Here is a 14,418-nt window from a genome sequence, read left to right on the forward strand (position 1 = left end):
GTTGGGGCCTGTTGATAATGTGCATTAGTGCTACTTGCTCATACGGGCCCCGGTCACTAGACAGAAATAATAAAGGGCGGCCAATGGCCGCCCTTTATTTCGTCAATTATTTGACGAGATCAAACCCCGACAGGATTCGCCTTCTCAGGATCAATCTTGTACTGCTTGATCGCCCGGGCCACATCCTTGCCCGTCATCTTGCCATCCTTCGCCAGCGCGGCAATCGCCGCATGCGCGATGTAGTAACGGTCGACCTCGAAGAACCGGCGCAGGTTGGCACGCGTGTCCGAGCGACCGAACCCATCCGTGCCGAGGACGGTGTAGGTCATCGGCACGAAGGCGCGGATCTGGTCGGCGAAGGCGCGCACGTAGTCCGTTGCGGCAACTGCCGGGCCCTGGCGGCCTTCCAGCAGCTGGGTGACGTAGGGCTTGCGCTGTTCGGCTTCCGGGTGCAGTCGGTTCCAGCGTTCGACGGCGTAGCCATCACGGCGCACTTCGTTGAGGCTGGGGCAGGACCAGATGTCGGCGGTGACGCCGAAGTCCTTGTCCAGCAGCTCGGCCGCGGCAATGGCCTCGCGCAGGATGGTGCCGCTGCCCAGCAGCTGCACGCGCAGCTCGCCCTTCTTGGGCTTGCCGGCGTCCTTGAGCAGGTACATGCCCTTGATGATGCCCTCGGCTGCGCCGTCCGGCATGCCGGGGTGGGCGTAGTTCTCGTTCATCAGGGTGATGTAGTAGTACTCGTCGATCTGGTCTTCCATCATCGCCTTCATGCCGTGCTGCATGATGACGGTGACTTCGAAGCCGAAGGTCGGGTCGTAGCTACGCACGTTCGGGATGGAGCCGGCGATGACCTGGCTGAAGCCGTCTTCGTGCTGCAGGCCTTCGCCATTGAGCGTGGTGCGGCCGGCGGTACCACCGAGCAGGAAGCCACGCGTGCGCATGTCCGCTGCCTGCCAGGCGATGTCGCCCACGCGCTGGAAGCCAAACATGGAGTAGTAGATGTAGAACGGCAGCATCGGCACGTCGGACACCGAGTAGCTGGTGCCGGCCGCCATCCACGAGGCGATGGCGCCCGGCTCGCTGATGCCCTGCTGCAGCACCTGGCCGGTCTGGTCTTCGCGGTAGTACATCAGCTGGTCGGCATCGACCGGCTTGTACTTCTGGCCGAACGGGGCATAGATGCCGATCTGGCGGAACATGCCTTCCATGCCGAAGGTGCGCGCCTCATCGGCCACGATCGGCACGATGCGCGGGCCCAGCTCCTTGTCGCGCAGGGCGATGTTGAGGCTCTGCACGAAGGACATGGTGGTGGAATAGCTGCGCTCGCCGCTGTCCTTGAGCAGGCGCTCGAACTTGTCGAGCGTGGGCGCGACGAAGGACTTGCTGGCCTTGGGACGGCGCGACGGCAGGAAGCCGCCCAGCACGTTGCGGCGCTCCTTCAGGTACTGCACTTCCGGAGAATCTTCGCCGGGGTGATAGAACGGCACCTGGCCGTCTTCCAGCTGGGCGTCGGTCACCGGGATGTTGAAGCGGTCGCGGAAGTGCTTGACCGCCGCGTCGTCCAGCTTCTTGGTCTGGTGGGTGGGGTTGAGCGCCTCACCGGCCGAACCCATGCCGTAGCCCTTGACCGTCTTGGCCAGGATCACGGTGGGCATGCCCTTGGTGTTCACGGCCTGGTGGTAGGCGGCATACACCTTGTGCGGGTCGTGGCCGCCACGGTTGAGGCGCCAGATGTCGTCGTCGGACAGGCCGGCGACCATGGCTGCGGTCTCCGGGTACTTGCCGAAGAAGTTGGCGCGCGTGTAGGCGCCGCCGAAGGCCTTGCAGTTCTGGTATTCGCCGTCTACGGTTTCCATCATCAGCTTGCGCAGCACACCGTCGGTGTCCTTGGCCAGCAGCGCGTCCCAGTAGCCGCCCCAGAGCAGCTTGATGACGTTCCAGCCGCCGCCACGGAACACGCCTTCCAGCTCCTGGATGATCTTGCCGTTGCCGCGCACCGGGCCGTCCAGGCGCTGCAGGTTGCAGTTGACCACGAAGATCAGGTTGTCCAGGCCTTCGCGGCCGGCCAGCGCGATGGCGCCGAGGGTTTCCGGCTCGTCGCTCTCGCCGTCGCCGATGAAGCACCACACCTTGCGGTCGGACTTCTCGATCAGGCCGCGGTTTTCCAGGTAGCGCATGAACTGCGCCTGGTAGATGGCGGCCAGCGGGCCCAGGCCCATCGACACGGTGGGGGTCTGCCAGAACTCGGGCATCAGCCACGGGTGAGGGTAGGAGGAGATGCCCTGGCCGTCCACTTCCATGCGGAAGTTGTCCAGCTGGGCTTCGCTGATGCGGCCTTCCAGGAAGGCGCGGGCGTAGACACCCGGGGCGCTATGGCCCTGGATGAACAGCAGATCGCCCGGGTGCTGGTCGCTGGGCGCGCGCCAGAAGTGGTTGAAGCCCACGTCGTACAGCGTGGCGCTGGAGGCGAACGAGGCGATGTGGCCGCCCAGGTCGCCCGGCTTGCGGTTGGCCCGCACGACGGTGGCCATGGCGTTCCAGCGGATGATCGAGCGGATCTTCCACTCCAGCGCGGAGTCGCCGGGGTTCTTGGCCTCGTTGGCCGGTGCGATGGTGTTGACGTACTCGGTGGTGGGCGAGAACGGCAGGTAAGCGCCGGCGCGGCGGGTCTGCTCGACCATGCCTTCCAGCAGCTGATGGGCGCGCTCCGGGCCTTCGACGTCGATGACGGCCTTGATCGATTCGAGCCACTCCTGCGTCTCAAGCGGGTTCGGATCGTTGTGCAGCACTTCGTTCAACCAGTTCATTAGCGCTCCCGGGGGGACACACCCCGCGGGTGTGTCGACATCGTGAATTCGTGAACCCCCAAGTGTACCGCACGCACCTGTTGCCATTCCTCGCTACGGGTGCGTATGGAATCGGACGGTGTTGTGCGTGGGTGGGGTACCGATGCCGGCTGGGACGACGATCCGCTGCAGCGGGCGCTGCCGGTATACGACCAAAGGATAAGGGCCACCGGCCGGAATGGACCGGCACGCCTGCCCCGTAGGAGCGCACCCGGGCGCGAGAGTCGTTACCGGCAAAGCCCGGTCGCGCCCGGGTGCGCTCCTACGCGTGGCGCTCTGTAGGAGCGCACCTGGGCGCGAGGGGCGTTACCGGTGAAGCCCGTCGCGCCCGGGTGCGTCCTACGGCGGTGGGGGGGGTCAAAACGCTTGTAGCGCTTCGGTCAGCTGGCCGTTGTTGTTAACCGCGCCCATGGTGTAGCCCTGCCAGCCGGGGTAGGCGTTGGGCTCCCAGTAGAAGATGCCGAGCACGCGCGATCCGATGGCGCTGCTGCGGCTGAGCAGGTTGGTGAGCATGGCGCGGGTGGTGGCGGCCTGCTGCCAGTCCATGCCGACCTCGGCCACGATCACGTCGCTGCCGTAGCGGGAGATCATGTCGCGCATGTTGGTGTCCAGGCGGTTGTTGTAGTCCTGCCAGCTGCCGACCGGCGGGTAATGCGACATGCCGATGACGTCCCACTTGCCGCCGGCCGAGCGCAGGTTGTCGAAGAACCAGCGGAAGTTGGCGTTGTCGTAGCCGTTGGCCAGGTGCACGATGACCTTGGCGTTGGGGTACACCGCCTTGGTGGCGTTGTAGCCGCTGTTGATGAACTGGCCCAGCGTGGCGAAGTTGGGCGTCTTGCCCTCGTTCCACAACATGCCGCTGTTGATCTCGTTGCCCACCTGCACCCAGCTGACGGTGATGCCGTTGTCCTTGAGGTATTTGAGGATGCCCTGGGTGTGGCTGTAGACATCGGTATTGAGCTGGGCGACGGAGTGGCCCGCCCAGGCGGCCGGCTTGGTCTGCTTGCCGGGGTCGGCCCAGCTGTCGCTGTAGTGGAAGTCGATCATGATGCGCATGCCCTGCGCGGCGGCGCGCTTGGCCTTGTCCAGGGTGTCGCGGCCATCGTTCCAGCCGCCGGACGGGTTGACCCACACGCGCAGGCGGATGGCGTTGCCGCCCACATCCTTGAACAGCTTGATGAAGTCGGTGGTGTTGCCGGAAGCATCGCGAAACACCTGCGGCGGGTTGGCCGCGGCCTGCTGGTTGAGCCAGCTGACATCGGCGCCCTTGGCGATGCCCTGCGCGCCGGCGCCGGCGCTGAGGCCACCCAGCAGCAGCACCAGCAGCAAACGGTGGTACCCCTTGCGAAAAACGTGCATGAACCCTCTCCCTTGATCGATGGATGTCGCGCCACATGGCGCCCTGCCTGATCCCCCTGAACTCGCCGCGTGCCTGTGGTGATGCGGCGCTGCCCGCAGCGGCCAGACACGCCGCGAAACGGTGGCGATTGCAGCACGGCGGCGCAATGCGGTCGCGCTCGCTATAGCTGCTGCGTGGTTGCGGCATATCTCGCGGCGGCAAACACCTTGCGCCAGCGAACTGGCGATATTTTCGCCAGCGCATTGTTGTGCGGGTGCAACAGAAAACCGGCGCGGTAGTGCGCAGCGGGTCTGCGATTGGCGATCGGTCGCTGAGGTGACAGGCGTGGTCGACTGTTAGGGCAGCACAAGCAGACCTGGGCTCGATGCGATGCGATGCGATGCGGCGACGTGCTGCCGACTTCCCGGCACCGGGGCGCGTCGCTGGAAGCGCACACCATCGCCGTACGCACGCCGCTCACCGCTCACCGCGCGCTGTGACTGTGACTGTGGCTGTGACTGTGGCTGTGGCTGTGGCTGTGGCTGTGGCTGTGGCTGACAGCTGATTCTGTAAGGACACCCCTGGCTCGATCACCGTCACCGGCGCTGCGCGGCAAAGTGCGATTCCAGCTCGACAGCAGCAGCCCGACGGGTGAAGACCGCCTCGCCTTCCAGCTGCCCTGCCCGCTCGGCGTACTCGACACGCTCGCGTCCATGGATGGGCAGCGACCGAAACGAAAAACGCCGGGCAAGCCGGCGTTTTTCTTACACGCCACTCGATGGCGGCAATTGGCGGATCGACGCGTCGCCGCGTCAGGCCTGCGGGTCGGGCGCAGTCACCGCATCAAGCGCGACTACCAGCGCGTAGCGAGCGGCCGTCAGATGGTGCGAGTGGCGCGCCCCAGCACCGCAGCAGGCGTGGTCCATGCCAATTCCGGGCAACGGCCGCGCCCACCTGACGGCTGCGCAGCCGTTTTGTCGGCTGCCCAACGCCACGCATGCATAACGCACTCAGCCCAGCGCGCGTGTACCCTGCTGTTGTTGCTGGGTCTGGGTTTGCTGCTGCTCCAGCGCCAGCGACTGGCGTGCGGCATTGTCGGCCACGCGCTGGCTGCTCTGCTCCAGCGGGGTGTTCATCGCGGTCATGGTTTCCACGCTGACACGCAGCTGCGCGGGGTCGTCCACACGGCCCTGCACGGCGAAGGTGCGTGCGGCATCGGGGCTCATCATCACCGCGTCGATGCGCTGGCCACCGGCGGCGTGCATTTCCGAGGCGAGCGAGCCGGACAACTGGGCGCTTTGCTGGTCGGGCGCGCGCCCTGCACGTGCGTCCTGTGCGTGCACGCCACGCTGCGCGTCCTGGAACAAGGCATTGCCCACATGCCCCGGTTGGTCGATACGCAGCGAGGTGTGCTCGTTACCGTGCTCGCGTGCGTCGCGCTTGGCAGGCTCGCCCGGAGCAAGCGGGCCGCGGATGGCGTCGATGGCGTCCTGGCCGAGGCCCTTCGGCCCCCGGCTCAACAAGGTGATCCCTGTCCGGATCTCGTCCAGATCAGATCTGTACTCGTTGATCATTCTCTTGTTTTGATCTGCAAGTTGACGCGCTTGCGGGTCATTAAGCGGAGAACGCTCATCCAGAAAGTTTTTGATGGTGTGCGAACCCAACGAATTGACAGCAGAGGCAACAGGTGAATCGGGAATCAGGAAATTCACCTTGCTGTTGCTGTAGCCCATGGCGCTCAGCGTTGCGATCTCGTTGGGCCTGGCATAAACGCGCACCTCTCCGAAATGCGGAGATGCGGCGCTCACAGGATCGGCGGCCATGACATGGTTGACCACGCTGGTGCCACCCTCGGGGATGCGATACGCCAGGCTCGCTGCGCCGTAAGCGTTGAAGGTCTCCCCTTTCAGATCGAAGTGGTGCGCGCTGACCTGCGCAAGCGCTCCGCCCAGCGAGTGACCAGTCACCGTAACCTCAGGAGCGTGCCCAGTACGCTGCTCCTGCTTGGCCGCATAGCCAAGTGCACTTTTTGTCAGGGCTATCGCATCATCAGCTTGCGGGTTGATGCGCTGAAACACCATGGAACCGTCTGCCTGCACCGCGTCACGCAGGATTTCCTCGGTGCCCCGGTGAGCGACGACAATGTCTCCGCCGCCAACACGTTGATAGATCGTTCCCTGATAGCCCGTCTTTCGATTGTTGACGTGCTCCAAAATTTCGTAACTCTCGCCGCCAACATCCACTCGCTCACGGTCACCAGGGCCACGCTTACCGACCTTGTGATCGACGTAGCCCTCGTTCGAAAGAATGGCATATTGCTGCGAGGTAGGCTTCACGGCGAAACCTCTTTGGCGACAAGGGTGACCGAGAACAATTCATCGCGCAGCTCAGGCTTGAATTCCGACGCCGAGGGCAAGCCGTTGTCGGCGTAGTCCTCGATATCTTCCTTGGGATAGCCGCCCTTCCAGAAATACAGAGTGACGGGTTTGCCGGCGATGACATCCTTGGTCTCGATGAACGGTAAAAATGCGGTCTCCTCTTTCTTTCCACTGGCCTTCAGAGAAACACGTGCCCCCGTCATTTCCCAATGACATTGACCTCGCCCGTAGTAATCCTCATCCAGCATGAGATCGAGGTGGATGACTCCTTGATATTCTTGCTCGGATACTTTTTTCAGCACGACCGGCTCACTGCTCGTGATGCGCTGCCCGACGCCTGTCTGCGGATGAATCTGGCCGCATTCGCTGTCGTTGCTGACGTCGTACTGTGCATACCCATTCACTTCCGCAAAGCTGCCTGGCGCCTTGTCCAACGTGACCGTCAGCGCGTAGGCCTTGCGCGGGTTGGGATTCAACTTGGCAAGGCCGCGGCCACCGGCCTCGACGTCGGCTTCTGCGGCGGCCTCGGTTGCGGGGGATTGGGTCTGGGTCATGCTGGTCTCCGGGGCGTTACAGGCCGTAAGCAAAAGGGCCAGCAGGCTCGGGGTCAGAATCTGGCGCAAGGCCGGCCTCCATGGCGATAGGGGGAGTCAATCTAGTTTGCTTGACCCGCTGGGGTCAATTTACGGCAGCTGAGGATGAGGCGGCCGTGAGCCGGTTGCCGGCGGCCGCAAAACTGCCATGATCGGGGCCATCCGCCGCCACGGAAGCGCGCCATCGCCACGGGTCCCACATCGCCAGCCGACCGCGTGGCCGTCACCCCGCGGGTGCACTGGCGGCACAGCCTGCGCATGCGCGTGTTGCTGGCCGCCACCGCCGTGCTGGTGGTGTTGCTGGCGTTGCTGGGCACGGTGTTCTACCTGGGCGCACGCGCCGAGCTGGTGGAGGCGGCGCGCACCGAGGTGGATGGCCTGACCGAGCAGACCGCGCGCAGCCTGGCGGCGATGCTCGACTCGGTGCAGGTGAGCGGCCGCACGCTGGCTGCCAGCAGCAGCGCGGTGGGGCTGCAGCCGTTCAATCTGCGCGCGCTGCTGCTGGCCACGCTCAGCGGCGACCCGGATATCGGTGCGGCGCGGTTGATCATCGAGCCGCACACGCAGAAGGCGCGCGACACCGGGTTTGTCTGGTACGTGCATCGCGACGGCACACGCGTGCTGGAGAAATCGGTGCAGGACCTGGGCTACGACTACCGCGCGATGCCGTGGTATCTGCGCACCCAGCGCGAAGGCCGCGCGTGGTGGTCCGAGCCGTACCTCAACGCCAATGGCGGCAACGCGCTGTACACCAGCTACAACCTGCCGTTGCGCCGGCCGGGCGATGCGGTGGATGCCGCGCCGGTGGGCATGGTCAGCGTGGACCTGCCGCTGCAGCACCTGCGCGAGATCATCGACCAGCTGCCGCGCGACATCGGCATCCAGCCGATGCTGCTGTCGCCCGAAGGCATGCTGGTGTTCAGCCCCGACCCGGCGCTCAACCTGCGTTACACGCTGGAGCGTTACGTGGCGCATTCGCGGCCCGACCTGCTGCCGTTGCAGCGCGCGGTGGCGGCGGGCCAGCCGATCTCGTTCGCGCACACCGCGCCGGATGGCAAGCGCTTTTTGACCCATAGCGCGGCGGTGGGGCGCAGCGGCTGGACCTTCGTGCTGTCCGCCTCGGAAGGCTATGTGCTGGCGGGCCTGAACTGGCTGGCCGCGTGGGTGGCGCTGGCGGCGTTGCTGGGCGCGGTGGTGTGGTGGTGGCTGATGGGGCGGATCACGCGCAAGCTGACGCGCCCGATCGAGGAATTGACCGATACCGCCGAGCACTTTCGCCGTGGCGAGTTCGCATACCCGCTGCAGCACATCGAACGCCGCGACGAGGTGGGCGTGATGGCGCGTGCGTTCGACAGCGCGCGCGATGCGATCCGCGACCACATCGCGCAGATCGGCGAGATGACCGCCGCGCGCGAGCGCATGCACAGCGAGCTGCAGATTGCGCGCGAGATCCAGCAGGCGATGCTGCCCTCCGGGCGCACCTTCGACCGCGCCAGTTCGCATCTGGAAACCTGCGCCTGGCTGGAGCCGGCCAAGGCGGTGGGCGGCGACTTCTACCACTTCGTCGAGACCGAGCCGGGGCTGCTATGGTTCGTGGTGGGCGATGTGTCCGACAAGGGCGTGCCGGCCGCCTTGTTCATGGCGCGCGCGGTGAGCGTGCTGGAAATCGCCGCGCGCCGGCATACGCGCCCGGACAGCATCCTGATCGCCGCCTCCACGCCGCTTGCGGAAAACAACGACACCTGCATGTTCGCCACGGTGCTGTGCGGGGTGATCAACGTGGTGAGCGGCGACTACTGGCTGGCCAGTGCCGGCCACGAGCCGCCGGTGCTGATCGACATCGACGGCAGCGCGCGGCCGTTGCCGCTGGACACCGGCGCGCCGCTGGGGATCGAGCCGCAGGTGGCCTACCCGGTGCTGCAGGGCCGCATGAGCGCCGGGCAGACGCTGCTGGGCTATACCGACGGGGTGACCGAGGCGATGGACGAGCAAGGGGCCAGCTATGGGCTGGGGCGCCTGCTCGGCGCCTTGCGGCCACGCCGCAGCGCGGCGGCGCAGTGCAAGGCGGTGATCGCGAACATCGCCCACTTCACCGGCCAGGCCGACCCGTACGACGACATCACCCTGCTGGCGATCCGGCTGCGCCAGGAGCATGCTGGGCGGGTCGCAGACGCTGGCCGGGACGCACCCGGAAAGGCAACGACCTGATGAAGCTCGACCTGGCCATCGCGCCCTCGCTGGCCCAGCTGGCCGGCGCCAACGACGCGCTGGAACACTCGCTCACGCTGGAAGGACTGCACGCCGAGCGCATCGGCCAGGTACGGCTGATCGTGGAAGAGCTCGGCTGCAATGCGCTCACCCACGGCCAGTGCGCCGAGCAGCCGCTGCGCCTGCAACTGCAGCTGGACCCGCAGGCGCTGGTGCTGGAGATGCACGACCCCGGCAGTGCGTTCGACCCCACCGCCGCCGCGATGCCGGACCTGAGTGCCGAGCTCGACGAGCGCGCGATCGGCGGGCTGGGGCTGTTCCTGGTGCATCAGTTCGCCGATCACATCGACTACCGCCGCGATGGTGCATACAACGTGGTGCGCGTCACCCTGCTCTACCCGTACGCCCCCGTCCCCGAGGCACTGTCATGACCACGCTCGCCATTCAGATCGACCCGCCGCAGGACACCCGTCAACGCGTCATCCTGACCGGGCGCCTGGACACCCACACCTACCAGGATCTGGACGCGGCGCTGTCGCCGCTGCTGGGCACCCTGATCACCACGCTGGTGCTGGACCTGACCGCGCTGGAATACATCTCCAGCGCCGGCATCCGCTGCATCTTCAAGGCGCGCAAGGCCCTGGCCACGCGCCAGGGCAAGGTGCTGGTGACCAACCCGCAGCCGCAGATCCGCAAGGTCTTCGACATGGTCAAGGCAGTGCCGCTGAGCGATGTCTTCGCCTCCACCGAAGAGCTGGATGCCTACCTGGCGGCGATGCAGCGCAAGGTCATCGAACAGCATGCGCAAGGCGATACGCCGATCGTGCCGCATTTCGCCGAGGCCTGAGCGCGGCTAGCGCCGCATGGCGAACAGGCGCCGGCTGGATGTAGACGGCGCGCTCGGCGAAGGATACGCGTGGTACATGCCGATCCCCGGCATCGGACGCGCGCCTGCCTGGCGATGCGCGCAGTGGTTGTGCCGATCGCGTTGCGGTGTCGCCTCGCCTGTGCGCACATCGGTGGCGTGTCTGCGTACGGCATGAGTGCAGCAATGGTTAGGCTATGACGCCCTGATCCCTGCGTTGCAATGCCCAAGCTGATCATCTTCGATTTCGACGGCACCCTGGCCGACTCGTTCGGTTTCTTTCTGAGCACGCAGCGCGTACTGGCCGAGCGGCACGGCTTCCGCGCCGCGCAAGCGCATGAAGTGGACGCCGCGCGCCGCCTGAGCACCCGCCAGCTGCTCAAGCGATCGGGGCTGAGCAGCTGGCGCATCCCGCTGGTGGCCGTCGACTTCATCCGCCTGATGCGTGCCGCCCCACCGATGGCCTTGTTCGACGGCATTGCCGAGGTGCTGCAGGCCCTGCACGCCCGCGGCACCTGCCTGGCCCTGGTGTCGTCCAACTCGGTGGAGAATGTGCAGCGCGCGCTGGGCGAGGAGCTGAGCGCGAAGTTCGCAGTGATCGACGGCGGTGCGCATCTGCTGGGCAAACAGCGCGCCTTGCGTCGCGTGTTGCGCAGCACCGGGCACACCGCAGCGCAGGCGGTGTACGTGGGCGATCAGGTCGCCGACTGGGAGGCGGCGCAAGCGGTGGGTCTGCCTTTTGCTGCGGTGGCCTGGGGCTATGCGCATCCGGAGGCGTTTGCGGGATTGGCGGGGGCGCGGTTGATCGAAGGCGTGGATGACTTGCTTGCGTTGGGCGGGGAGTAGGCGGCGGGGATTGGGATTCGCAAGAGCGAGAAGCTTTCCGGTGCTGCGTGCGCACGTACCCTCATCCGCCCTTCGGGCACCTTCTCCCGATGGGAAAAGGAAGGTGCGATCTCGGTGCGCGGGGTGATGCGCCCGGACAGCGCCGACTGCTAGACCCCACCCACCCTCGGCAAGGGCGCCGGCACGTTCAACATGCCACCCGCTGCCACATACGCCGCCAAGGCCTGGCCCTGGCTCAGCAGATGCCCGTGCATCGTGCGCTCTGCGCCTTCGGCGTCGCCGCGGCGCACGCAGGCCATCAGCTCGCGGTGCTCGGCCAGCGACTGCGCCATGCGCCCGGGCGTCAACAGCTGCCGGCCGCGGTGCATCTTGAGGATGCGGTGCAGATCGTGGGTGACGCGGATCAACCAAGGATTGCCGGCGTACTGCTGCACGGTCTCGTGGATCAGGTAATTGTTGCGGTAGTACTCGGCCAGGTCGCCAGCGGTGGCGGCGGCTTCCATTGCCGCGTGCAGCTCCTCCAGGCGTTGCACGCCGGCTGCGTCGATGCGCTTGACCGCATCGTGGGCGCAGCGGCCTTCCAGCATCGCCATCACCGGGAACAACTGGTTGAGGTCTTCCAGGGTCAGCCGCGTGACCCGGCTGCCGCGGCCGGCGTCCAGCTGCACCAGGCCTTCGGCGGCGAGCAGCTTGAGGCTCTCGCGCAGCGGGGTGCGGCTGATGCCGAGTTCCTCGGCCAGCGCCGGTTCGTCGATCCATTCGCCCGGCGGCAGCGCGTAGTCGTAAATCTTCTGGCGCAGGCGCTCGGCCACTTCCTCGTACAGCGGTACGCGCTTCTTGGCGTTGCGCGAATCAGGGGCGAGGGTCATGGCAGGCGGGTCGTCGATGCTGGCGTGGGGGCGCCCATTCTACCGGGGCGCCCCAATGCCCTGCCGGACGCGGGCCGGATCACAGCCAGCCCGGCACCACGAACAGCAGCCAGGCCACCAGCGGCCCCAGCAACACCACCAGCCCGCTGTAGACCAGGAAGCGGCGGAACAGCGCGTCGCGTTCTTCCTTGGCGGCAGAAGCCACCACCAACGCACCATTGGTGGAGAACGGGCTGACATCGACGATGGTGGACGATACCGCCAGCGCGCAGATCACCCCGGCCGCACCAAGCTGGCCCTGCATCAGGAACGGCACCGCCAGCGGAATGGTGGCGCCCAGCACCGCCGCCGACGAGGCGAATGCGGAAACGATGCCGCCGACGTAGCAGACCAGCAGCGCCCCCAGCAACGGCATGCCGATATGCGACACGCCGGTGCCGATGTAGTCCACCGCACCGGCCTTTTCCAGCACCGCCACATAGGTGACCACGCCGCTGATCAACAGCACCGTGGACCAGCTGATGCCGTCCACCGCGCCCTTCTGCGCGCTGGGCGAGATCAGCGCCAATGCCACCGCCACGGTGATCGAGACCAGGCCGACGTTGAGGTTGTAGACCAGCGCGGCGATGCCCAGGCCGAGCAGGCCGACCAGCGTGATCACCCGATCGCGCGTGATGGCGACCGCCTCCAGCGCCAGCGGATTGGTCGACAAGGTGCCGCCACCGGCGGCCACCAGCGAACCATGCCCTTCGATTGCGAACGGGCGCTTGGAAGCCTGGTCGTCGGCCACCGCCACATACTGCGCATCGGCCAGCGAGACCTCCTGCCGGCGCATCAGCTTGAGCCCGCCGAAGGCGCAGAAGCAGATGATCGCCATCATCAGATTAAAGCCAAGACTGGTGAGGAACACCGCCATCTCGGTGACGTCCAGCCCGGCCTTTTCCACCACCTTGTTGGTGATGCCGCCATACACGCTGATCGGCGAAAAGCCGCCGCCCTGCGCGCCATGGATCACCAGCAGGCCCATCATCAAGGGATTGATGCGGTACTGCTTGGCAAAGCGCAGCGCCACCGGGCCGATGATGGCCACCGCCGCCGGCCCGAGCGCACCGAAGGCGGTGAGCAGGCCGGTGATGACGAACATCACCCAGGGAATGGCGACGATGCGCCCGCGCACCGCGCGCACCGCCCAGTGCACCAGCAGATCGATGGTGCCGTTCTTCTGCGCGATGGCGAACAGATAGGTGATGCCGACCAGGGTCAGGAACAGGTCGCCCGGAAAGCCGGCCAGCACCTCCTTGCCGTCCAGCCCCACCCACACGCCGCCGATGATGAAGGCCAGCGCGAAGGCCACCGCGCCCATGTTGATGGGCAATGCGGTGGCGACGATGAACATGATCACCAAGCCAAGAATCGTTGCAATTTGCGGGGTCATGCGCCCTCCCAGACACCTGATACGCGTACAGCACGGATGGCCACCCGCCACCCAAGGGTTACGCCGTGTGCACCACCTCGACCGTCATGCCGCGCGCTCGCATGCGGCGTTGACCCACTCGACCACCCCGTGGGTACTCTGAAATTCGTCGACCGATCGCGCTTCGCAGCCCGGCACGCGCTCGCGCGCCATGCGCGTCAATGCGCTACCGGGCCCCAGTTCGAGAAACACCCGCGCGCCGCGTTCGGCGGCCTGCACCAGCACCTCGGACCAGCGCACGGTCTGCGCGATCTGTGCGGCCAGCGTGTCCACCACCAGGGCCTGCGTGGTGACGGCACGCGCATCGATGCCGGCCAGCACACGCAGCCTGGGCGCCTGCACGGCCGCATTGTTCAATTCGACGGCGAAGGCGTCGGCAGCCGCCCGCAACCACGGCGTATGCGCCGGCACGCTCACCGGCAACGGCGTGACACGTGCGCCCTGCGCCTGCGCTGCATCGCCCAGTGCCTGCAGCGCCGCCTGCGGCCCACCGAGCACGGCGTGGTCGTCGCCATTGACGATGGCGATGGCCGCGCCATGCGTCCGGCACAGCACCTCCAGCGTACGCAGCGGCAGGCCGAGTACCGCCATCAAGCCGGCATGTTGCGGGCTGGCCGCATCCATCAGGCGCGCGCGGGTGGCAGCCAGTTGCAAGCAGGTGGCGATCTCCATGCCGCCGGCAACCGCATGCGCGGCCAGCTCGCCGACGCTGTAGCCCAGCACCAACACCGGCGTTGGCAGCTGCGCACGCAGCACCTGCCAGTGCGCCAGCGTGCCGGCGCAGACCAGCGGCTGTGCAATGGCATTGGTGTAGCGGGAGTTGTCTGCGGCCAGCGTTTGCGCCGAGGCGCCAAGCAGCTCGCTCGCGGCAGCGATTACCTCGGCCGCGGCAGGCGCATCGGCAACCCGCGCGAACATCGCGGCGTGCTGCCCACCCTGGCCGGGACAGAGCACGGCCAGGCTCATGCGGTGGCCTGCTTGCAGAAAATGCTGTGCCTTG

General features: G+C 66.5%; 11 protein-coding genes. 4 read left to right on the plus strand and 7 right to left on the minus strand.

Translation table 11 applies throughout. The features are described from left to right. Positions 1–119 precede the first annotated feature (119 nt). The 4 genes from aceE to GGR73_RS13280 all read right to left on the minus strand — a co-directional run bounded on the left by aceE (position 120) and on the right by GGR73_RS13280 (position 7,177). Positions 120–2,807 (minus strand): pyruvate dehydrogenase (acetyl-transferring), homodimeric type, encoded by a 2,688-nt coding sequence (gene aceE, locus GGR73_RS13265; protein ID WP_184457309.1) that lies wholly within the window; start codon positions 2,805–2,807, stop codon positions 120–122. 396 nt (positions 2,808–3,203) lie between these two features. Then, on the minus strand, positions 3,204–4,205 hold the full coding sequence (locus GGR73_RS13270) for an arabinogalactan endo-1,4-beta-galactosidase (RefSeq protein WP_024937856.1): 1,002 nt from the start codon (positions 4,203–4,205) through the stop codon (positions 3,204–3,206). Between the two features lie 990 nt (positions 4,206–5,195). After that, a complete protein-coding gene (locus tag GGR73_RS13275) occupies positions 5,196–6,521 on the minus strand; it encodes an XVIPCD domain-containing protein (RefSeq protein WP_184457311.1) in 1,326 nt (441 codons plus the stop codon). Beyond that, entirely contained in the window at positions 6,518–7,177 is a 660-nt protein-coding gene (locus GGR73_RS13280) for a hypothetical protein (protein ID WP_184457481.1), read from the minus strand. Before GGR73_RS13280 ends, GGR73_RS13275 begins: the two co-directional genes overlap by 4 nt. A 237-nt stretch (positions 7,178–7,414) precedes the next feature. Here GGR73_RS13280 and GGR73_RS13285 point away from each other — a divergent pair, with 237 nt between their 5' ends. The 4 genes from GGR73_RS13285 (at position 7,415) to GGR73_RS13300 (ending at position 11,075) form a co-directional block, all read left to right on the plus strand. Further along, a complete protein-coding gene (locus GGR73_RS13285; RefSeq protein WP_221234151.1) occupies positions 7,415–9,364 on the plus strand; it encodes a SpoIIE family protein phosphatase in 1,950 nt (649 codons plus the stop codon). Next, a complete protein-coding gene (locus GGR73_RS13290) occupies positions 9,364–9,795 on the plus strand; it encodes an ATP-binding protein (protein ID WP_184457314.1) in 432 nt (143 codons plus the stop codon). The genes GGR73_RS13285 and GGR73_RS13290 overlap by 1 nt, the downstream gene beginning before the upstream one ends. Beyond that, on the plus strand, positions 9,792–10,211 hold the full coding sequence (locus tag GGR73_RS13295; RefSeq protein WP_005923815.1) for an STAS domain-containing protein: 420 nt from the start codon (positions 9,792–9,794) through the stop codon (positions 10,209–10,211). The genes GGR73_RS13290 and GGR73_RS13295 overlap by 4 nt, the downstream gene beginning before the upstream one ends. Before the next feature lie 240 nt (positions 10,212–10,451). Next, on the plus strand, positions 10,452–11,075 hold the full coding sequence (locus tag GGR73_RS13300; protein ID WP_184457316.1) for an HAD hydrolase-like protein: 624 nt from the start codon (positions 10,452–10,454) through the stop codon (positions 11,073–11,075). 149 nt (positions 11,076–11,224) lie between these two features. On the opposite strand, the gene GGR73_RS13305 is transcribed toward GGR73_RS13300, so the two are convergent. The 3 genes from GGR73_RS13305 to mdcH form a co-directional block, all read right to left on the minus strand. Next, positions 11,225–11,944 (minus strand): GntR family transcriptional regulator, encoded by a 720-nt coding sequence (locus GGR73_RS13305; protein ID WP_024937864.1) that lies wholly within the window; start codon positions 11,942–11,944, stop codon positions 11,225–11,227. A 79-nt stretch (positions 11,945–12,023) separates the two neighbouring features. Beyond that, complete coding sequence (locus GGR73_RS13310) at positions 12,024–13,379, minus strand: SLC13 family permease (protein ID WP_024937865.1); 1,356 nt, start codon at positions 13,377–13,379, stop codon at positions 12,024–12,026. A gap of 84 nt (positions 13,380–13,463) precedes the next feature. Next, the gene (gene mdcH / locus GGR73_RS13315; protein WP_184457318.1) at positions 13,464–14,384 is read right to left on the minus strand and encodes a malonate decarboxylase subunit epsilon; all 921 of its coding nucleotides are present in this window, start codon (positions 14,382–14,384) and stop codon (positions 13,464–13,466) included. Positions 14,385–14,418: the final 34 nt, after the last annotated feature.

The sequence above is a fragment of the Xanthomonas sp. F14 genome (assembly GCF_014199865.1).

Coding starts and splice junctions, on each gene's coding strand:
- GGR73_RS13295 (WP_005923815.1), top strand. CDS start 9,792: ATGACCACGCTCGCCATTCAGATCGACCCGCCGCAGGACACCCGTCAA.
- aceE (WP_184457309.1), bottom strand. CDS start 2,807: ATGAACTGGTTGAACGAAGTGCTGCACAACGATCCGAACCCGCTTGAG.
- GGR73_RS13300 (WP_184457316.1), top strand. CDS start 10,452: ATGCCCAAGCTGATCATCTTCGATTTCGACGGCACCCTGGCCGACTCG.
- GGR73_RS13305 (WP_024937864.1), bottom strand. CDS start 11,944: ATGACCCTCGCCCCTGATTCGCGCAACGCCAAGAAGCGCGTACCGCTG.
- mdcH (WP_184457318.1), bottom strand. CDS start 14,384: ATGAGCCTGGCCGTGCTCTGTCCCGGCCAGGGTGGGCAGCACGCCGCG.
- GGR73_RS13290 (WP_184457314.1), top strand. CDS start 9,364: ATGAAGCTCGACCTGGCCATCGCGCCCTCGCTGGCCCAGCTGGCCGGC.
- GGR73_RS13310 (WP_024937865.1), bottom strand. CDS start 13,379: ATGACCCCGCAAATTGCAACGATTCTTGGCTTGGTGATCATGTTCATC.
- GGR73_RS13285 (WP_221234151.1), top strand. CDS start 7,415: ATGCGCGTGTTGCTGGCCGCCACCGCCGTGCTGGTGGTGTTGCTGGCG.
- GGR73_RS13270 (WP_024937856.1), bottom strand. CDS start 4,205: ATGCACGTTTTTCGCAAGGGGTACCACCGTTTGCTGCTGGTGCTGCTG.